This is a genomic window from Kitasatospora sp. NPDC089509, assembly GCF_044749365.1.
Classification (GTDB): Bacteria; Actinomycetota; Actinomycetes; order Streptomycetales; family Streptomycetaceae; genus Kitasatospora.
In genome coordinates this window covers 383,293-402,298 of record NZ_JBIVHS010000006.1, presented here as the reverse complement: position 1 = coordinate 402,298, position 19,006 = coordinate 383,293, and the positions used below count along the sequence as shown (strand labels likewise).

Annotated in this window: 16 protein-coding genes; 14 read left to right on the top strand and 2 right to left on the bottom strand. The window is 73.7% G+C overall.

Annotated features, from left to right (window positions below):
- Positions 1 to 58: 58 nt before the first annotated feature.
- The gene (locus tag ACIP4P_RS16345; RefSeq protein ID WP_400918646.1) at positions 59 to 1,102 is read right to left on the bottom strand and encodes a zinc-dependent alcohol dehydrogenase family protein; all 1,044 of its coding nucleotides are present in this window, start codon (positions 1,100 to 1,102) and stop codon (positions 59 to 61) included.
- Positions 1,103 to 1,211: 109 nt separating this feature from the next.
- Here ACIP4P_RS16345 and ACIP4P_RS16340 point away from each other — a divergent pair, with 109 nt between their 5' ends.
- Entirely contained in the window at positions 1,212 to 2,135 is a 924-nt protein-coding gene (locus tag ACIP4P_RS16340; RefSeq protein WP_400918644.1) for a LysR family transcriptional regulator, read from the top strand.
- Between the two features lie 73 nt (positions 2,136 to 2,208).
- Here ACIP4P_RS16340 and ACIP4P_RS16335 read toward each other — a convergent pair whose 3' ends face one another.
- Positions 2,209 to 3,345, bottom strand: coding sequence for a LuxR C-terminal-related transcriptional regulator (locus ACIP4P_RS16335; RefSeq protein ID WP_400918642.1), 1,137 nt, complete (start codon positions 3,343 to 3,345; stop codon positions 2,209 to 2,211).
- Between the two features lie 536 nt (positions 3,346 to 3,881).
- Between ACIP4P_RS16335 and ACIP4P_RS16330 the strand changes: the two genes are divergently transcribed.
- From ACIP4P_RS16330 to ACIP4P_RS16270, 13 genes are all read left to right on the top strand, one after another.
- Positions 3,882 to 4,871 carry an aspartyl/asparaginyl beta-hydroxylase domain-containing protein gene (locus ACIP4P_RS16330; RefSeq protein WP_400918639.1) on the top strand — a complete coding sequence of 330 codons (990 nt, stop codon included), beginning with the start codon at positions 3,882 to 3,884 and terminating at the stop codon, positions 4,869 to 4,871.
- A gap of 56 nt (positions 4,872 to 4,927) precedes the next feature.
- On the top strand, positions 4,928 to 6,118 hold the full coding sequence (locus tag ACIP4P_RS16325) for a GNAT family N-acetyltransferase (RefSeq protein ID WP_400918636.1): 1,191 nt from the start codon (positions 4,928 to 4,930) through the stop codon (positions 6,116 to 6,118).
- Positions 6,119 to 6,235: 117 nt separating this feature from the next.
- Entirely contained in the window at positions 6,236 to 7,588 is a 1,353-nt protein-coding gene (locus ACIP4P_RS16320; protein ID WP_400918633.1) for an MFS transporter, read from the top strand.
- Positions 7,589 to 7,820: 232 nt separating this feature from the next.
- Positions 7,821 to 9,140 carry an acetyl-CoA carboxylase biotin carboxylase subunit family protein gene (locus tag ACIP4P_RS16315; protein WP_400918630.1) on the top strand — a complete coding sequence of 440 codons (1,320 nt, stop codon included), beginning with the start codon at positions 7,821 to 7,823 and terminating at the stop codon, positions 9,138 to 9,140.
- Between the two features lie 66 nt (positions 9,141 to 9,206).
- A complete protein-coding gene (locus ACIP4P_RS16310; protein WP_400918628.1) occupies positions 9,207 to 9,398 on the top strand; it encodes a lysine biosynthesis protein LysW in 192 nt (63 codons plus the stop codon).
- On the top strand, positions 9,395 to 10,258 hold the full coding sequence (locus ACIP4P_RS16305; protein ID WP_400918626.1) for a RimK family alpha-L-glutamate ligase: 864 nt from the start codon (positions 9,395 to 9,397) through the stop codon (positions 10,256 to 10,258). The genes ACIP4P_RS16310 and ACIP4P_RS16305 overlap by 4 nt, the downstream gene beginning before the upstream one ends.
- 74 nt (positions 10,259 to 10,332) lie before the next feature.
- On the top strand, positions 10,333 to 10,974 hold the full coding sequence (locus tag ACIP4P_RS16300) for a degT/DnrJ/EryC1/StrS aminotransferase (protein ID WP_350514067.1): 642 nt from the start codon (positions 10,333 to 10,335) through the stop codon (positions 10,972 to 10,974).
- Positions 10,971 to 12,290, top strand: coding sequence for an aminotransferase class I/II-fold pyridoxal phosphate-dependent enzyme (locus ACIP4P_RS16295; protein WP_350514068.1), 1,320 nt, complete (start codon positions 10,971 to 10,973; stop codon positions 12,288 to 12,290). Before ACIP4P_RS16300 ends, ACIP4P_RS16295 begins: the two co-directional genes overlap by 4 nt.
- On the top strand, positions 12,283 to 13,350 hold the full coding sequence (argC, locus tag ACIP4P_RS16290) for an N-acetyl-gamma-glutamyl-phosphate reductase (protein WP_400918622.1): 1,068 nt from the start codon (positions 12,283 to 12,285) through the stop codon (positions 13,348 to 13,350). The genes ACIP4P_RS16295 and argC overlap by 8 nt, the downstream gene beginning before the upstream one ends.
- Complete coding sequence (locus tag ACIP4P_RS16285) at positions 13,347 to 15,221, top strand: M20/M25/M40 family metallo-hydrolase (RefSeq protein ID WP_400918619.1); 1,875 nt, start codon at positions 13,347 to 13,349, stop codon at positions 15,219 to 15,221. The genes argC and ACIP4P_RS16285 overlap by 4 nt, the downstream gene beginning before the upstream one ends.
- Positions 15,218 to 16,045: a 1-deoxy-D-xylulose-5-phosphate synthase N-terminal domain-containing protein gene (locus ACIP4P_RS16280; protein WP_400918616.1), complete on the top strand. Its 828-nt coding sequence runs from the start codon at positions 15,218 to 15,220 to the stop codon at positions 16,043 to 16,045. Before ACIP4P_RS16285 ends, ACIP4P_RS16280 begins: the two co-directional genes overlap by 4 nt.
- Positions 16,042 to 17,022, top strand: coding sequence for a transketolase family protein (locus tag ACIP4P_RS16275; RefSeq protein WP_400918613.1), 981 nt, complete (start codon positions 16,042 to 16,044; stop codon positions 17,020 to 17,022). Before ACIP4P_RS16280 ends, ACIP4P_RS16275 begins: the two co-directional genes overlap by 4 nt.
- A 217-nt stretch (positions 17,023 to 17,239) precedes the next feature.
- Positions 17,240 to 18,940 (top strand): ABC transporter substrate-binding protein, encoded by a 1,701-nt coding sequence (locus ACIP4P_RS16270; protein WP_400918610.1) that lies wholly within the window; start codon positions 17,240 to 17,242, stop codon positions 18,938 to 18,940.
- Positions 18,941 to 19,006: the final 66 nt, after the last annotated feature.

The window sequence follows — 19,006 nt, the reverse complement described above, 5'->3', positions numbered from 1 at the left end:
CCGACGCGGACCGCGGACACTCGGTGGACGTTCATCGGCGGACGTTCACCGGCCGCCGTCAGAGGGTGATCCGGACCTTGAGCGCCGTACGCTCGTCCATCGCCCGGTAGCCGTCCGGCACGCCGTCCAGGTCCACGGTACGGTCGAAGACCAGGCCCGGCTCGATGGCGCCGGAGAGCACGTCGGCCAGCAGCTCCGGGATGTAGGCGCGGGCCGGGGCGACGCCGCCGACCAGGGCCACGTTCCGGTCGAACATCCGGCCGATCTCCACGCCCGCGGAGCCGCCGTGCGGGACGCCGACGTAGCCGACCGCGCCGCCGTCCCGGGTGATCGAGATCGCCGTCCGCATCGACTCCTCGGTGCCGACCGCCTCCAGCACGGCGTGTGCGCCCAGCCCGCCGGTCAGCTCCCGGACGGCCTCGACCGCGGCCTCGCCGCGCTCCGCGACCACGTCCGTCGCCCCGAAGTCGCGGGCGATCGCGGTGCGCCGCTCGTGCCGGCCGAGGGCGATGATCCGCCCGGCGCCGAGCCGGTGCGCGGCGAGTACGCCGCACAGGCCCACCGCGCCGTCACCGACCACCGCGACCGTCGCGCCGGGCCGGACCCGGGCGGAGACCGCCGCGTGGTGCCCGGTGCTCATCACGTCGGAGAGCGCGAGCAGGCTCGGCAGCAGCTTCTCCTCGCCGGCCGTCTCCTTGGGCAGCTTCACCAGCGTGGCGTCGGCGAACGGCACCCGGACCGCCTCGCCCTGGCCGCCGTCGGAGCCGACCTGGCCCCAGATGCCGCCCTCGGGGCAGGAGGTGTGGAGGCCCTCGCGGCAGAACTCGCAGCTGCCGTCCGACCAGACGAACGGGGCGACGACGAAGTCACCCGGGGCGAACCCGGACACCCCGGAGCCGACCTCCTCGACGATGCCAAGGAACTCGTGGCCGATCCGCTGCCCGGGGGCCCGGGACGCCACGCCGCGGTACGCCCACAGGTCGCTGCCGCAGATGCAGGACTCGACCACCCGCACCACCGCATCGGTCGCCCGGCTGATCACCGGGTCGGGGACCTCCTCGATCCGGATGTCGTCGGGGCCGTGGATGACGGTGGCGCGCACGGAACACTCCTGCACTGTTCGGGGACTCGGGTTTACGGCGACCAGCCTCGCCGGACGGGCATTCGAGTGTCCAGCTACATCTCCTACAGCACATCCTTAAGATGGGCTAATGCTTGATGTCCGACGACTCGTCCTGCTCCGCGACCTGGCCGCGCACGGCACGGTGACCGCCGTGGCCGAACTCCACGGCGTCACCCCGTCCGCCGTCTCCCAGCAGCTCCGGCTGCTGGAGGAGGAGACCCGGGCCGAGCTGTTGGAACGCTCCGGGCGCTCGGTCTACCTCACCGCCGCCGGCCACCGGCTGGCCGAGGACACCGAGCAGGTGCTCGCCGCGCTCGAACGGGCCCGGGCCCGGCTGCGCGCCGGCAGCGGCGAACCGGTCGGCCCGCTGCACCTGGCCTGCTTCCCGAGCGCCCTCGCATCGCTGGCCGTCCCCCTCGGCGCGGCCCTCGAAGGCACCCACCGCGGCCTCGAACTGCACATCACCGAGGCCGAACCCGAGGCCGCCGCACGGCTGTTGCTCCAGCGCCGGGTCGACGTCGCGCTGGTCTACCGCTACACCAACCTCGCCGCGCCCCGGCCCGCGGGCATCGAGACCCGGCTGCTGCAGACCGATCCGCTGGTCGCCGTCCTGCGCGACGACCACCCGGCCGCCGACCCCGCCGGCGCCCCGGTCGACCTGAGGGAGCTCGCCGACACCGACTGGATCACCGCTCCGCCCCGGACGGCCTGCGGTGACGCCGTCCTCCAGGCCTGCCGGTCGGCCGGCTTCACCCCCCGGGTGCGGCACACCTGCACCGACTTCTCCGCCATGGTCGCCCTCGCCGCCGGTGGCGGACACACCGCCCTGATCCCCCGGCTGGCCACCCACGGCCTGCCCCCGAACCTCACCGCGCGACCGGTCACCGACCGCGGGCTGGCCCGCACCATTGAGACCGCGGTCCGCCAGGGCACCGCTCACCAACCCGCCGTCGCCGCCTGTCTGGCGGCCGCGGCCCTGCTGCCGGAGGCGTCCGGCCCGCCGCGCTCCTGATGTTCCGCGCGTGCGGCGCCCCTGCGGTCAGCCCCGGATGTGGTCAACCCCGGGTGTGGTCAGCCCCGAGCGATCAGCCCCGGACGCGGTCGAGTCCGGCCGCCGCCCGGCTGCCCGGGTCCCGCTCGTCCGCCGCGGCGGCCGGGTCGCTGCCGTCGGGCAGCAGGTAGCCGTCCGGGGTGACGCTCAGCGGTCCGCTGTCGATCAGGCCCCGCTGCATCGCGCGGCAGCCCGCCTGGAACCGGCTGCCGGCGTCCAACTCCTGCATGATCTCGGCGATGTGCTTGCGGCAGGTGCGGACGGACATGCCCAGGCAGCGCGCGATGACCTCGTCCTTCAGGCCGTCGGCCATCAGCCGGAGCACGGTGCGCTTGGCGCTGCTCATGCCCCCGGCGGGCTCCCGGGTGATGCGCTGCGGCGCGGCGAGGAACGGGTTGCTCCAGCGCCAGAGCCGCTCGAAGTCGTCGGCCAGGAAGCCGACCAGGGTGGGTTCGCGGATCACCAGGGCGAGGTTGGGGCGGGTGCGGTCGCCGACGAAGGCCACCTGGCGGTCGAAGATGATCATCCGGGTGAAGTCCTCGCCGAAGATCCGGACCTCCGCGCCCTTGCGGGTGACCTCGTGCACGTAGTCCCGGGTCGGTCCGCTGAAGACCGCCGTGTGCTGGTAGATGGTGCGCATCCGCAACCCGCGCTGGAGCATCGCCAGGGCCCGCGGGGTGGCCTCGGCCAGCATCTCCTGCTGGCGGCCGCCGCCCGGCTGGGCCGTCAGGGTCTCCTCGCGGCACTGGGCGCTGGCGGCGTCGAGGGCCGAGCGCACCGATTCGAGGTTGTCCAGGACCTCGATCGTGGTGGCCGGCAACTCCCTTGCGGCGCTGTGCTCTTCGTAGAGCGGCAGGAGTGCGGCGACTTCCTCGCGGACCCGGGCCACGTCCAATTCACGCATGCGGATTTCGATTTCGACCGGTGCCAGCAGGGTGGCGAGGGCCGTGGACGGATGAGTTGGAACCCAGCCGTCCTGGTGCGGATGGAGCAGGCGCATGGCGAGCAGGCCGGAGAGGGTCGCCTCGGCCTCCGCGGGGTCGGCGCCGGTGAGGACGGAGACCGATTCGACGGTCAGTTCACCGAGCTCAAGCGCGTGTTTGTAGATCGCGATGCTGGTGTCGTCGAGTGAAGGCAGGAGTTCGGGAATTCCGGGCTTCGGCAATATCACCCGGCCAACTCTAGGTGATCGGAGTCGAACCGGCTATCGGTCCTCATCCGTTACTCACCAGGGGGGATACGGAGGGGGGACGCGCCTCAGTGTCCGTCGGACGTGGTGTGCCGTAAAGGTTCCGGGGAATTCTTTACAGGGCGTTCATAATGGCCGGGCGAATAGTGGGAAACATCCGATTTGTCATGTCCTGGACTTTTGTTCTGGGTTATCCGCCTTCCGAGCTCACCTTGTTGCACTGCAACTTCATGCGCATCGAAGGGTCTCCCGCAGCACCCCCTCGGACCCGCAGGCTTACTCACGTCCCAACCGGCGACCTTCGAAAGCGAGTCCAGGATGCGTTCCACCCTCTACCTCCTGCTGCGTGTCTCCGCGGCGGTCGCGTTCGCGGTCGGCACCATGACCGCCCTGATGCCCGGTGACCCGGGCTGGGGCTGACGGTCCACCGCGGACGCCGGGTCGAACCGACGGACCGCCGGGACGGGCACCGCACCTCCCGCACGATCAGCAATCAAGGCCAGAGGAGAAAGCACGAGATGACCGAGGCGACCCAAGCGCACGTGGTACCCGGACTGCCCGCGGCGGCACGACTGGCACTCGACTTCGACGTCGAGCGACTGGTCGCCGACGTCGCGGAACTGCGCCGGCAGGCCTGGAAGTTGCAGGCCACCTACGGCGCCGACGGCGTGATCGGCGAGGCGCCGATCGACTGGCGGGTCCTCCCGCTGCGCAGCCCCGGCGGCGCCCTCGACCGCACCGACCCGGGCGGCCCGGCGCTGGAGGACTTCGAGCCCACCGAGTGGCTGGCGAAGGCGCCGTACCTGGCGGAGGTGCTCGACACCATCCCCGCCGAGCTGCGCAGCGCCCGCCTGATGGCGCTCGGCCCGGGCGCCCGCTCGGCCGACCACTTCGACAACAAGTACGGCGTCGCGTGGGGCACCGCGCGGGTGCACGTCCCGATCCTGACCCACGCCGAGGCGCGGATGTACATCGCGGACGAGCTCCAGCAGTGGCAGCCCGGCACCTTCTGGTTCGGCGACTTCAGCCGGGTCCACCGGGTGGAGAACACGGGCACCGAGACCCGGGTCCACCTGGTGATCGACACCCTGCCGAGCAAGGAGCTCTTCGAGCTGTTCCCCGCCGAGGTGCGGGACCAGGTCGACGGCGCCGAGATCGTGTTCAGCCGGGGCCGGCAGCCGCTGACGGCGGAGGCCGCCGCGGCCTCCCTGGTGGCCTTCGACCTCCCCGAGTCCTTCGCCAACTGGGAGGAGACCGAGGGCGAGTTCCTCCAGCCGCAGAAGCAGCTGGCGGCCGTCATCGAGCGCGACGGCGAGCACCTGGTGCTCACCCTGGACGGCCGGCCGGAGTTCCGCCTGGTGCACGTCGGCGACCAGGAGTTCCGCTTCGCCGGCTGGACCGAGGAGCGCACCGTCCAGGTCCTCCCCGGCGACGCGCCGCGCGTGGTCCTGCGCACCCGGGTCGGCAGCCGGGTCCAGCAGCTGGAGCTCGCCGCCCGGCGCGGCTGACCGGTCGCCCTCAGCAGAGCCGACCGGTCGCCCTCTTCAGACAGGACCCCATACGCATGACACACACCTCGCCCTTCGCGGACGTCCTCGGCGGACTCGCGCCCGAGGCCTGGGACGCCCTGACCGGGAACCGCCTCTACTCCTCCCACGACTGGTTGCGGTTCTGCGCGACGGACATCGGCGGGACCACCACCACGGGCGGTCTGCACGTACCCGTGGGGGACGGGGGAACGGCGGCGGTGGCGGTCACCGCGGTCGAGCACGAGCCCAACTCCTTCTACCAGTGGCAGTCCCACCTCTCCGCGCTGGGACTGCCCGGCGCGGGGGAGGCCGGCCTGCTGCTCGGGCAGCGCCGCGGCTACCAGACCCACCTGCTCGCGTCGCCCGGTGTCGGGCGCGAGCAGGCGGCCGCCGCCGTGTTCGACGCGGTCGGCAAGCTGCGGCTGGAGCTGGCCGGTTCCGACCTGCTGCCCTCCACCCCGGCCTCGCAGCCGGTGCCCGCCTTCGGCCTCTTCCTGAGCACCGACGACGTGCTGGCGCTGCGTGCGGCCGGAGCCGCCGGCCCGCCGCTGCTGCTGGCCGCCGACGCCTGGATCCCGATCCCGGACGGCGGCTGGAACGAGTGGATGCACGGACTGCCGTCCAAGCGCCGGGTCGACATGGTCCGACGGGACGTCAAGCGCTTCGAGGACGCCGGCTACCGGATCACCCGGTCCACGCTCGGCGAGTGCTACCAGGAGGCGGCCGAGCTGCTGGTCGGCACCCAGGCCCGGTACGGGCACGCCTCGGACCCGGCGGTGCTCGCCGAGTCCTTCCGCCGCCAGGCCGCGGCGATGGGCGATGCCGCCCAGGTGGCGTTCTGCGGCGTCGAGGGGGAGCCCCCGGTGGGGTTCTGCCTCTACTACGCCTGGGGCGACACCCTGTACCTGCGCGCGGCGGGCTTCGACTACGCCCGCCTCAAGGACGCCTGCGAGTACTTCAACACCGTGTACTACGAGCCCATCCGGGCCGCCGCCGAGGCGGGCTGTCGCTGGGTCCACGCCGGCATCGAGGCCGCCGACGCCAAGGCGCTGCGCGGCGCGGAACTGCGGCCGCTGTGGCTGCTCGACCTCGCCGAGGACAGCGCCCTGGCGGGCCACGCGGAGTCCATCCGCGCGCACAACGCCGCGGAGCTGCAGAAGCTCGTCGCGTCCTCCGGCGCGGTCGCCAAGGCCGTCGTCACCGACGCCTTCGCCCCGTACTGCTGACGTACTGCCGACGCGTCCGCCGACGTATCCGCTGGCGCATCCGCTGACCACCGGACCGCCCCTCCTCACCGACCGACCGGCCGGCGCGCACCGCCCGCGCCGCCCGAAGGGACCGTCATGCCTTCCGACCTCAGACGCCGTACCGCGGCACTGGTCGTCACCCCGGACTTCGCCAAGTTCTGGCTGGGTCAGGCGCTCGCCAACCTGGCGGGCAAGAGCATCACCCTGCTCATCCCGCTGGTGGCCGTGGTCGCGCTGAACGCGGGGCCGACCGAGGTCGGTCTGATCAACTCGGCGCAGTTCCTGCCGCTGCTGATCTTCACCCTGTTCGCGGGGGCCTGGTTGAGCGGGCGGGCCCACCGGCCCACGATGATCGCCGCCAACGCCGTCAACGCGGTGCTGCTGGCACTCGTGCCACTGGCGATGGCGTTCCACTGGCTGGACATCCACCTGCTGTACGTGGTGGTCTTCTCGATCGGCGCGATCACCTGCTTCGCCGACGTGTGCGCACTCGCCTACGCGCCGGTCCTGGTGGTCGGCGACCGGCTCGTGACGGCGAACAGCAGGCTGGAGACCACCTACGCGCTGGCCACCGTCGCGGCGCCCGGGCTGGGCGGCATCCTGCTCGGCACGCTCGGCGGATCGACCTCGCTGGCCCTCGGTGTTGCGGCCTACCTGCTCGCCGTGGGAGCGTTCCTGACGATCCGTCACCGCGAAGTCCCGGCCGTCCCGGCCGCTCCGGCGGCCGGGACGAGCCAGGGGCCGGGCATCTTCCAACTGATCGGCCAGGGGCTGAAGTTCTCCTGGCGGGTGCCGCTGCTGCGTCGGCTCACCCTCCAGGCGGCCTGGTTCAACCTGTTCGAACAGGCCGTCCTCACCCTCTACCTGGTCTACGCGGTGCGCGACCTGGACTTCTCGCCCGGCCTGCTGGGCCTGACGATGACCATCGGCGGCGCCGGCTCCGTCCTCGGTTCGCTGTTCGCCACCCGGCTGGGCACGTCCTTCGGGGCGGCCCGGACGCTGATCATCGGCATGGGACTGGCCTCGGTCGCCCCGCTCGTGATCCCGTTGGTGTCCGGTCCCAAGCCGCTCACCGCCACGGTGTGCACCGCGGCCTTCGTGCTGTACGGTCTCGGCCTCACCGTGTTCAACATCTTCAGCCTGACGGCCCGGCAGCGGACCACGCCGGACGACCTGCTGGCGCCGGCCTCCGCCACCAACCGCTTCGTGGCCTTCGGCACCATCGGCATCGGCGCCGCGCTCGGCGGCTGGGCCGGTACCTGGCTGGGCCTCCGGACCGCCCTGGTGCTCGCCACCGTCGGCCTGGTCGCGGGCTGGCTGGTCTTCGCGGTCAGCCTGGTCCGGTCGGGCTCGGACGGTGAGGGCGGCCGGCACGAGGACCCCGCCGCGGTCCCGGACGAGCCCCGGCCCGTCGCCGTCGCCGCGGTCGCGGCCGCCGACGGAGCCTGACCCCGGCGCGGCGAACCGCCGCCGACCGCGAAACCGCCACCACCGCGAAGCCGCCGCCACCCGCGGCGCCCCTCCCCGGGGCGAACCGATCCGCCCCGGGCGGGTCGACCGTGCCCGCCTCCGGGCCCGGACGCCCCCGAGAGCCGCCCGGACCCCGCCGTACGACCCGGCGGCCCGCCCCCGGGCCGGCCGAACCCCCTACCCCAGGAAGTGATGATCCACCGTGCCTTCCGTGCCCCCGTCCCAATCCGATCCGCAGAACCGGCCCGACGCCCTGCTCCTGATGGGTGACCTGGTGGTCCTGGCCCGCCAGGGCCGGCTGATCACCGAGGCCCGCCGCCGCGGCCTGGCCCCGCTCGCCGTGGTCAGCCTGGACACCGACCTGGACCGGCTCGCCGAGCTGCGCGCCGACGCCTCCCACCCGCTGTCCGGCCTCGCCGAGGTCGTCCAGGTCGCCGACGCCCAGGTGGCCACCGTGGCCCCCGCCGTGCAACCGCTGCTGCGCCGCTACCACGTCCGCGGCGTCATCTCGGTCGGCGAGGTGTTCGTCGAACCGGTGGGCGTCCTCGCCGACACCCTCGGACTGCCCGGCACCGGTTCCAAGGCCGCGCTGATCTGCCGCAACAAGCTGCTCCAGCGCACCGCCGCCCCGGCCTACGCACCGTCCTGGCAGACGGTCCCGGCCGACGAGCGGGCCGGCTTCACGCTCCCGGCGGAGCGGCTGCCCGCGGTGGTCAAGCCGGCCGGCCGCTTCTACAGCTCCGGCGTGCGCATGGTGCACGACCAGGAGGAGCTGACGGCGGCCCTGACGGCGCTGGCGCCGCACGAGATCGCCCTCGTGGAGAGCCGCGTGGTCGGCCCCGAGTTCTCGGTGGAGGCCCTGGTCCAGGGCGGCGAGGTGCTCTGGTCCGGCGTCACCGGCAAGGAGAGCAACGAGTCCGGCGGGTCGTTCTTCACCGAGGTGGAGCACACCTCCCCGGCCGAGCTGGACGAGGCCTCCCGCACCGCGCTGGTCGAGGCCAACCGCGAGGTGCTGCGCAGCGTCGGGGTGCGGGACGGCATCACCCACGCCGAGTACCGGCTCACCGAGGACGGCGTGGTGCTGATGGAGGTGGCCGCCCGGCTGCCCGGCGACGCCATCACCTTCCTGTGGGAGCTGGCCACCGGCGAGGGCGTGGAGCCCGCCATGATCGACCTGGCCACCGGGGTCCCGACCAGCCACCCCCAGCCCCGCCGCCGGGCCCGCCAGCACTTCGTCGACCACCCGCACGGGCGGCTGGTGGACGTCACCGCCGAGGACGCCGAGGTCTCCTGGATCGTCCGGGACGACCGCTGGCCCGTCCTCACCCCGCTCGACCCGCAGGCGCCCGCGGCGCTGCGCGGCGTCCTGGTCGGCCGCCGTGTCGGCGACCTGCTCGACGCCCAGGTCGACTCGGGCCACCGCTCCGCCTCGCTGATCGTCGACGTCCCGCTCGACGAGTCCATCGAGGTGGCCACCAAGACCTTCACCGACCAGGTGCGCGTCATCGTCGACCCGCACCCCACCGGCTGACCGATCCCGGCAGCCGGCGACCAACCGCCCGGCACCAGCCGACGCAAGAAACCCTGGAGAGGAAACATGTCCGCACCCGTTGCACCCGCCATTGCCTGCCTGGTCTGCGACAGCCCCGTGGAGATCCAGACCGACTGGGAGGTGGGCGAGATCGTCGCCTGCGACTCCTGCGGTCAGGAGCACGAGGTCGTCGAGAAGTCCGACGCCACCGTCAAGGTCGAGCTCGCCCCCGAGGTCGAGGAGGACTGGGGCGAATGAGTTCGGAGGCAGTCGACGTCCTGCTGTCCCTCACCATGCTCCGCCCGGAGGAGCGGCAACTCCTGGACGCCCTGCGCGCCCAGGGGCTGACCGCCCGCACCGCGCTGGTGCCGGACCTGGCCGGAGTCCTCTCCGGCCGGGTCCCGGCCCCCCGGCTGGCGGTGCTCCGGAACCTCTCGCACCGGGAGGCCATCGGCGCCGCCCGGCGGCTGGAGCAGGCCGGTGTGGTGACCTTCAACACCGCCGCCGCGATCGAGATCTGCAACGACAAGGGCCTCCAGGCCCTGATGCTGGCCCGGCACGGGATCTCCCACCCGCGCTCGCTGCACGCCTTCACCCACGACCAGGTCCGCGAGGCCGTCACGGAGCTCGGCTGGCCCTCGGTGGTCAAGCCGGTGAGCGGCTCCTGGGGCCGCGGCGTGGTCCGGCTCTCCGACGTGGAGTGCCTGGAGAGCTGGGTCGGAGCGCGTGAGTCGGTCGACGCGGCCGGCAAGCTCTTCCCGGTGCTCGTCCAGGAGTACGTGGACAAGCCCGGTCACGACCTGCGGGTCGTGGTCGTCGGCCGGGAGCCGGTGGTCGCCTTCCGGCGGGTCTCGGCCGACTGGCGGACCAACACCCACCTCGGGGCCGAGGTCGAACGGACCGAGATCACCGACGAGATGGCCAAGCTCTGCCTGGCCACCGTCGACCTGCTCGGCGAGGGCTTCTACGGCGTCGACCTGATCGAGAACCGCGCCACCGGCGAGCTCGGCGTCCTGGAGATCAACGCCAACCCCGAGTTCGCCCGCTCGTCGGGCCAGCACGGAGTCGACGTGGCCGGCCGGCTCGCGTCCTACCTCGCCGCCTCGCTGCCCGGCTGACCGGGCCCGTACCCGCCTCGCTGCCCGGCTGACCGGGCCCGTACCCGCCCCGCTCCACCGAAGAAGAAGGTGCAATGGAACTGTTCGACACGGCGGTCGTGCTGACCCGGGTCATGACCTCGGGGACCGTGATGAGCATCGAGAAGAGTGACCGCGAACTCCCGGGGCTTGAGCGGCTGTTGGCCAAGGCCACCGGCCGGGCCAAGGTGGTTCTGGTGAACAGCCGCACCGCGGCCGTGCACGCCGCGCTGGCCGGTCAGGGCATCGGCCACGGCGACACCGCCGACCTCCCGGGCCTCGACCCGCGGACGGCGGCGTTCGTCTCCTGGCTGGGTGTCACCGTCCGTGCGGAGGAGGGTGCCCGCCCGGCCTTCGACCAGATCTCGCTGGACCAGCAGAACGCCGACCGGCTGCGCGAACTCGCCCGGCCGGTCGGCGTCGAGCCGGCTCCCGTCCTGGTCGTGGACCTCACCGGCCTCGGCTTCGGCCCGGCCGCCGCCGTCCTGACCGACGACCCCAAGGTCTGGGCCCGGGCGGAGCGCCTGAAGATCTTCGGCGCCTACGACCTGCGCACCATGTGGACCCAGGAGGAGGCCGACGCCGACCTCGTCCCCGGCGTCCAGTTCAACTACCGTCTGAGCCCGCTGGTGGCCGCCTGCGTCCGCATGGCCGTCCAGCAGGCCTCCTCGTCGGCCCCGTCAGGAGCGTCCGCGTGATCAGCGATTTCCCCTCGGCCCCCCTGCCACTGCCCACCGCCGAAGAACTCGACGCCCAGCTGGCCGAGTTCGGCGGCGAGGCGATCATCCCCAAGGAGCTGCGCCGGACGATCTTCCCGGTCATCACCAAGGAAGACATCTTCACGATGCTGCTGTCCCAGCGCAGCAGCCCCGAGAAGGTCGTCGACACCTTCGCGGAGGCCTACCGCTCGTACGTCGGGGCCCACCGGGCCCTGCCGACCGCGAGCGGCACCTCCAGCCTGCACATGGCCCTGATCGGCGCCGGCGTCCAGCCGGGCGACGAGGTGATCGTCCCGGCCTTCACCTTCATCGCCACCGCCCAGGCCGTCGTCGCCGCCAAGGCCGTCCCGGTCTTCGTCGACATCGACCCGCTCACCTACTGCATGGACCCGCAGGCCGCCGCGGCCGCGATCACCGAGCGCACCAGGGCGCTCATGCCGGTCCACGTGCACGGCCTGCCCGCCGACGTCCCCGCCCTGCGGGCGCTGGCCGACCGGCACGGCCTGGCCCTGGTCGAGGACGCCTCGCACGCCCACTCCGCCACCCTCGGCGGCAAGGTGGCCGGCTCGCTCGGCGACACCGCCGGACAGAGCCTGATGGCCGACAAGAACTTCCCGCTCGGCGGCGAGGGCGGCATCGCCTTCTTCGCCACCGACGAGGCCCACCAGCGCGCCGTGGACTACCTGGAGCGCCACGCCATCGACTACCGGATGTCCTGGATCGCGGCCGCCTTCGGCAGCAGCCAGCTCCGTCGACTGCCCTACTACGACGCCGTCCGCGCCCGCAACTCCACGCTGCTGGCCGAGTCCCTGGCGCAGACCGGGCTGTTCCGCCCGCCGCACGTCCCCGAGGGCAGCACCCACGCCTACAACATGTACCGGATCACCCTGGTCCCGGAGGCCGTCGGCCTGGAGGACCTGCCGGTGCACGCCGTCAAGGAGGCGGTCCACCAGCTGCTGGTGGCCGAGGGCGTGCCGGCCCGCGAGTGGCAGAACACCCCGATCCCCTGCCACCTGCCGTTCCGGCAGCGCGACGGCTTCGGCGGCGGCTACCCGTTCACGCTGAACCCGCAGGCCGTCCGCGACCACCGCCCGGAGGACTTCCCGAACGTCGTCGCGATGCTGGAGAGCACCCTGGTGCTCTGCCGCGAGCTGCGCTCGCCGGTCGAGTACGAGCGGGCCCTGCGCTACGCGGACGCGTTCACCAAGGTCGCCCGGCGGCCCGACGCCATCCGCAAGCTGGCCACCGAGCGCGAGTACCCGCGCCCGCAGGAGCGGGCGGCCCGCCTTGGCTGAGCAGACCGCCCCCGCGGGGGCGCAGCAGGAGCGTCCGTTCACCGTCGCCGTGCTCGGCGGCACCGGCTACACCGGTGCGGAGCTGATCCGGCTGCTGGCCGAGCACCCGAACGCCGAACTCGCCTTCCTCTCCTCGGAGCGCAGCGCCGGCCAGTCGGTGGCCTCCGTCCTGCCCTGGCTGCGCAACCACCCGGCCGCCGGCAAGCTCAAGTACCGCCCGCTGGACGAGCTGACCGAGGTCGACGTCGCGTTCGGCTGCCTGCCGGGCGGCCAACTGCCCGGCAAGATGGGCCTGGTGGCCGAGCGCGCCAAGCGGGTGCTGAACCTGGCCGGCGACTTCCGGCTGCGCGACCCCGAGCAGGCCGCGGCCCACTACCCGGCCTCGGCCGCCTGGCCGGAGCCCTTCGCCTACCACGTCCCGGAGTTCGACGACGTCCCGGAGAACCGGTTCGTCAACCTGCCCGGCTGCATGGCCGTCTCCACGATCTACGCCCTGCGCCCGCTGCTCGCCGCGGGCCTGGTCGAGGACGACGTGGTGGTGGACGCCAAGACCGGCTCCAGCGGTTCGGGCCGGACCTCGAACGAGCACCCGGCCGACCGGGCGGGCAACTTCCGGGTCCACAAGCTGTTCGGCCACCGGCACGGGCCGGAGATCGCCCAGGCCCTGGCGGACTACGCGGGCGGCGCCGCACCGCGGCTGCAGTTCTCCACGTACAGCCTGGACACCCCGCGCGGCATCGTGATCACCGCCTACAGCCGGCTGCGCCCCGGCGTCACCGGGCTGGACGTCCGGCGGGCCTACGCCGCCTCGTACGCCCGCACGCCGTTCGTCCGGCTGCGGCAGTCGCCGAAGTCCCCGCAGGACTTCCCGATGCTGAAGTCGGTGGTCGGCTCCAACGTGGCCGAGGTGGCGGTCTCCGTGCGCGACGGCCGCTGCGTCACCGTGGCCGCGCTGGACAACCTGCTCAAGGGCGCCGCCGGCCAGGCCGTGCAGGTCTTCAACCGGCTGCACGGGCTGCCCGAGGCGACCGGCCTCCCGTTCACCGCGGTGGCGCCGTGACCAGGCCGCTGTACGTCCTCAAGCTCGGCAGCAGCACCCTGGAGCACCCGGAGATCTTCGACGAGGTCGCCGAGCTGTCCCGCCGCGGCGCCCGGGTCCTCCTGGTGTCCGGCGGCGCGGCCGGCATCGAGCACCACTACCGGGCCGCCGAGCGGCCCATCCCGTGGCTCGACCTGCCCAACGGCGACCGGGTCCGGCACATGTCGCCGGACGAGGTCCCGCACGTGATCGCCGCCTACGAGCAGTACACCCTCCCGCTGGTGGAGGCCGGACTGACCGCGCGGGGCCTGCGGGTCCTCACCGGCGTCGCGGCCCGCACCGGCCTGGTGTCCGGCCGGGCCAACCGCCCGCTCAAGGTGGTCTCCGACGGCCGGACCCGGATCGTCCGCGACCACCGGGCCGGCGTGGTCACGGAGGTCGACGCCGAGCGCCTGACCACCCTGCTCGACGCCTTCGACGTGGTCTGCGTCAGCCCGCCCGTCCTCGCCGTGGACGGGGGAGCCGCGATCAACGTGGACGCCGACGTGCTGGCCGCCGAGGTGTCCAACGCCGTGGCCGCCGACCACCTGCGGCTGGTCACCGGGTCCGCCGGGCTGCTCACCGACCCGGCCGACCCCGGCTCCACGCTGCGGCACGCCCACGAGGGCGAGGGCGCGGGGTACGCCGCCGGGCGGATGCGCCAGAAGGTCCGGGCCGCGGAGCTGGCCCTGGCCGGCGCCGCCGACGTCGCGATCACCGGGCCGCACACCCTGGCCCGGCCGGACGGCTGGACCCGGTTCTGGCGCACCCGGGAACCGGCCGCCGACCTCGAACTGCTCAGCCGCGCGGTGCAGATCCCCTCGGTCTCCGAGGACGAGCGCGAGCTCGCCGCCCACCTGGTGCAGTGGTGCACCGAACGGGGCATCGACGCCCGGATCGACGAGGCCGGGAACCTGGTCGCGGTCCGCGGCGACGGCCCCCGCCGGCTGCTGCTGCTCGGCCACCTCGACACCGTGCCGTTCCACTGGCCGGCCCACTGGGACGGCGACACCCTGCACGGCCGGGGCAGCGTGGACGCCAAGGCCTCGCTGGTCGCCTTCCTGGAGGTGCTGGCCGGGGCCGACGTCCCGGCGGACGGGCAGCTGCGGGTGGTCGGCGCCGTCGAGGAGGAGATCTCCTCCTCCAAGGGCGCCTTCCACGTCCGCGACCACTACCCGGCGGACGGCGTGGTGGTCGGTGAGCCCAGCGGCGCCGGCGCCCTCACCATCGGCTACTTCGGCCTGTTCAAGCTGCGGGTCACCGCGACGGTGAGCAGCGGGCACTCGGCCGGGTACGACGCCCTGTCGGCCCCCGACGCCCTGCTGCGCGCCCTGGAGCGGATCCGGACCGCGGTGCTGAAGGAGGCGCCGACCGCGCTGGACGCGGTGATCGGCATCGAGAACGGCGCCGACCGGGGCGTCCAGCACGCGACCGGCGTGCTGAACTTCCGGGTGCCGCCGGAGGCCGACCTCGCCGCGCTCCGGGCCGCGGCCCGGGAACAGGCCGGCGACGGCGTGGAGGTGACCGAGCTGCGGGCCACGCCCGGTGTCAGCGGCGGCCGCACCAGCCCGCTGGCCAAGGCCTTCGGTCGGGCCTTCGCCAAGGCCGGCGTCCGTCCCAGGTTCCTGGTGAAGAAGGGCACCTCGGACATGAACACCCTGGCCACCACCTGGCAGGGCGTGCCGATGGTCGCCTACGGCGCCGGCGACGCCGCGCTGGACCACACCGACCGGGAGCACGTGACGGCCGAGGAGTACCGGGCGGCCCGCGGCGTGCTGGCGGGCGCGGTGGCCGGGTGGTTCGCGGCCCGGCCGGCCGGAACGGATCCGATCGAACAGGGGGAGCGGTCATGAGTGTCCTGCTGGACGGCGCGGCGCCGGCCGCCGGTACCGACGAGGTGCCGGCCCGGCTCGCCGAACGCGCCCGCGAGGCACGCCGGTTGATCATCGACATGGCCGCCGGTCCGCGCGGTTGCCACCTCGGCGGCAGCCTCTCGGTGACGGACGTCCTGATCGCCGCCCTGCACCGGGCCGGGCAGGACGAGGGCACCCGGGTGGTGCTCAGCAAGGGGCACGCGGCCGCCGCGCTCTACGCGGCGCTGCACGTCAGCGGCGTCCTGCCGGAGAACCCGGCGCCGCTGTACGCCGACCCCGGGCACCACTTCACCGGCCACCCCAACCACGCCGTCCCAGGGGTGCTCTTCCCGACCGGCAGCCTGGGCCACGGCCTGCCCTACGCGGCGGGCTGGGCACTGGCCCGGCGGCTGTCCGGCGGGTCCGGGCTCGGGGTGGCCGTGGTCGGCGACGGCGAGCTCCAGGAGGGGCTGATCTGGGAGACCTGCCAGGTCGCGGCCGCCCAGCGGCTCGGCAACCTGGTCCTGGTGGTGGACCGCAACGGCGGCCAGAACGACGGGCTGGTCGAGGACATCTCGCCGCTGCCCGACCTGGCGGAGCGGTTCGCGGCCTTCGGCTTCGACACCCTGGAGGTGGACGGCCACGACCTGGCGCAGCTGCACGCGGTGTTCAGCGCCGACCGTCCCACGGACGGGCGCCCGCTCGCGGTGATCGCCGCGACGGTCAAGGGCAAGGGCGTCCCCGCCGTCGAGGGCAAGGCCGGGTCCCACTATGTGACCATCGATGCCGCCCGGGCGGCCAAGTGGAAGCGGTTCGTGAAATGACTGCCACTCAGGTGCTCCCCGTCCGGGCGGAGGCGCAGGCCGAGCCCGCCGAGCCCGCGGTGCTCTCCGGCCGGGACGCCTACCGGGCCGAACTGACCCTGCTGGCCCGGACGGACCCGCGGATCCTGTGCCTGGAGGCCGACCTCGGCGGGCGCCGCCACCCCTTCGCGGAGGAGCACCCCGACCGGTTCTTCAACCTGGGGATCGCCGAGGGCGCGATGATCGACATGGCCGCGGGCCTGGCGATGGCGGGCTTCCGGCCCTTCGTCAGCACCTTCGCGCCGTTCGCGGCCCTGCGGGCGGCGGAGAGCCTCAAGCTCGGGCTCGGCTACCTCGGCGCCGGCGTCAGCGTGGTGGCCCCGTACGCGGGCGTCTCCGGCGGCTGGTTCGGCACCACCCACCACTGCCTGGAGGACCTGGCCGTCCTGTCGAGCGTCCCGGGCGTGGTGATCGCGGCCCCCTACGGGGAGGCCGAGATGCGGGCCGTCATCCGCTCCGCCGCGGCCACCGGCCGTCCGCACTACATCCGCACCGGCCGCAACGCCAACCCGGTCGGACTGCACCCCGCCGGGCAGGAGGTGCCGACGGTCCGCTGGGACGGCCCGGCCGGCGGGACCGGTGCGGACGTCTGCCTGGTCTCGGTCGGCGAGGTCGGCACCGACCTGTCCGTCCAGGCCCGGCGGCAGCGGCCCGAACTGGCCCACGCCCACCTCTGCTACCTCGACCAGCAGCACCTGGCCGAGGCGGCCGGCGAACTGGCCCGGCAGTACTCCCGGTTCGTGGTCGTCGAGGAGCACCGCCCGGCCGGCGGCGTCGCCTCGGCGCTCGCCCTGCTGCTGCCGCAGTGCTCGGTGCGCGGCGTCAACGCGGGCCAGGACTGGCCGTCCCACGGCGGCGACCACGAGCACGTGCTCGCCGAACTGGGCCTCGACACGGCCGCCGTGCTGTCCGCGGCCGACGCCGCGGCGCGGGACTGAGCCGCGGCCCGAGGCCGCGTCCCGACACCACGGCCCGACACCACGGCCCGGGACCGAGCCGCGTCCCGACGCCACCGGCCGGGGCACCCGCCGAGGAGGGCGCACCGGGATCCGCCGGCCGCCCTCCCGGCCGGCCGGCCCCGGAGCTCCTTCCCCACCCCGTTCACCCCATCTCACCGTCGGCAGCGCGCCGACCAGAACGAAGGACCGATCGACCGTGACCAACCAGGGTGACTCCCCGGAACTGCGCGGCCCGGCGTTGGACGCCGAGCGCACCTCCCTCCCGGTGGGCCAGCGCCTCGTGATCGACCACCAGGGCGCCGCGACCGCACCCGCCTCCGAGGTGCCCGGCGCCCGGCGCGGCGGGTCCGTCACCCTGCTCGCGGACGCCCCGCCCGAGCACATGGACCCGGCGCAGACCTACATCGGCACCACCCTCGCCGTGGCGACGGCGTTCTTCCACCGCGCCCTGACCGGCTACGTGGAGGACCCGGACAACGGTGTGCTCACCCTGGTCGGCGACCTGGCGACCGACGCGGGCCGCACCCTCGACGGCGGTCTGACCTGGACCTACACCCTGCGCGACGGCCTGGCCTTCGAGGACGGCACCCCGATCAGCTCGGCCGACGTCGCCCACGCGGTCGCCCGTTCCTTCTCCGAACTCGGCGACTACGGGCCGCAGTTCATCCAGCGCGCACTGGACCCCGAGCGCACCTACCGGGGCCCGGGCCAGGACGGCCGGCCCGCCCCCGGGGTGACCACCCCCGACGCCCGCACCATCGTCTTCCGGCTCAGCGAGCCGTACCCCGACTTCCCGTTCTTCGCGGCGACCACCACCACCACGCCGGTGCCCGCGGACCGGGCCCCCGGCGCGGAGTACGAGACGACCTGGCTGTCCACCGGCCCCTACCGGCGCAAGGAGGAGCAGCCCGGCGAGTACATCCTGCTGGAGCGCAACCCGCACTGGTCGCCCGCGAGCGACCCGATCCGCCGGCAGTACGTCGACGAGGTCCGCTGGGAGTTCGGCGTCGACCGCACCGCCCAGACCGAGCGCCTGGCCGAGCCCACCGAGGCCGACGCCACCTCGATCGCGACCACCGACGTGGCCCCGGCGGACATCCTCGCCATCCAGGTCGACCCGCGGAAGCTGGAGCGGGTGCTCGACGGCCCGACCGCCTACGCGATGTACGTCTACATCAACACCCAGCGGGTCCCCGACCCCGACGTGCGCCGGGCGCTGATCTACGCCTTCGACCGGGACTCCTACGTCGAGGCGGCCGGCGGCCCGGCCGCGGCCGAGCCCGCGACCACCATCCTGGCCCCGCTGCTGCCCGGCTACCGCCCGTACGACGCCTACCCGACCGGCCCGAACGGCGACCCGGAGAAGGCCAAGCAGCTGCTGGCCGGCAAGGAGGTGCCGAAGCTGCGGTACGCCTTCCAGGACATCGCCCCGCTGCGCAAGCTCGCGCCGGTGGTCAAGACCGGGCTGGAGCGGGCCGGCTTCGAGATCGAACTCGTCCCGGTCGACCGGGCCGCCTACTACAGCACGGTCGGCCGCCGGGACACCGACGTCGACCTGATCTGGGGCGTGTGGGGCCCGGACTTCCCGGACCCGGCCGGAGTGATGGACGTGCTCTTCCGCGGCGACCGGCTCGCCGAGACGGGCAACATGAACCTCTCCTACTTCGACGACCCGGAGATCAGCCGGCGCCTCGCCGCACTGGGCAAGGAGACCGACCGGTCCGCCGCGGCCCAGGGCTACGCCGAGCTGGACCAGGAGATCATGACCGAGCACGCGCCGCTGATCCCGGTCTTTTACAAGCGCCAGTTCTCCCTGGTCGGCCCGCAGGTTGGCGGCCTGTTCATCAGCTCGCTGTACTCCTTCCCCAACCTGACCCGGGTGCACGTCAAGTCCTGACGCCTTTCCCATTCCTGACAGTCCGTCAGGTTCCACTCCGGGGCCCGCGGGACGGTCCGCCGCCCG

Coding starts and splice junctions, on each gene's coding strand:
- ACIP4P_RS16340 (WP_400918644.1), top strand. CDS start 1,212: ATGCTTGATGTCCGACGACTCGTCCTGCTCCGCGACCTGGCCGCGCAC.
- ACIP4P_RS16330 (WP_400918639.1), top strand. CDS start 3,882: ATGACCGAGGCGACCCAAGCGCACGTGGTACCCGGACTGCCCGCGGCG.
- ACIP4P_RS16325 (WP_400918636.1), top strand. CDS start 4,928: ATGACACACACCTCGCCCTTCGCGGACGTCCTCGGCGGACTCGCGCCC.
- ACIP4P_RS16320 (WP_400918633.1), top strand. CDS start 6,236: ATGCCTTCCGACCTCAGACGCCGTACCGCGGCACTGGTCGTCACCCCG.
- ACIP4P_RS16310 (WP_400918628.1), top strand. CDS start 9,207: ATGTCCGCACCCGTTGCACCCGCCATTGCCTGCCTGGTCTGCGACAGC.
- ACIP4P_RS16305 (WP_400918626.1), top strand. CDS start 9,395: ATGAGTTCGGAGGCAGTCGACGTCCTGCTGTCCCTCACCATGCTCCGC.
- ACIP4P_RS16300 (WP_350514067.1), top strand. CDS start 10,333: ATGGAACTGTTCGACACGGCGGTCGTGCTGACCCGGGTCATGACCTCG.
- ACIP4P_RS16280 (WP_400918616.1), top strand. CDS start 15,218: ATGAGTGTCCTGCTGGACGGCGCGGCGCCGGCCGCCGGTACCGACGAG.
- ACIP4P_RS16275 (WP_400918613.1), top strand. CDS start 16,042: ATGACTGCCACTCAGGTGCTCCCCGTCCGGGCGGAGGCGCAGGCCGAG.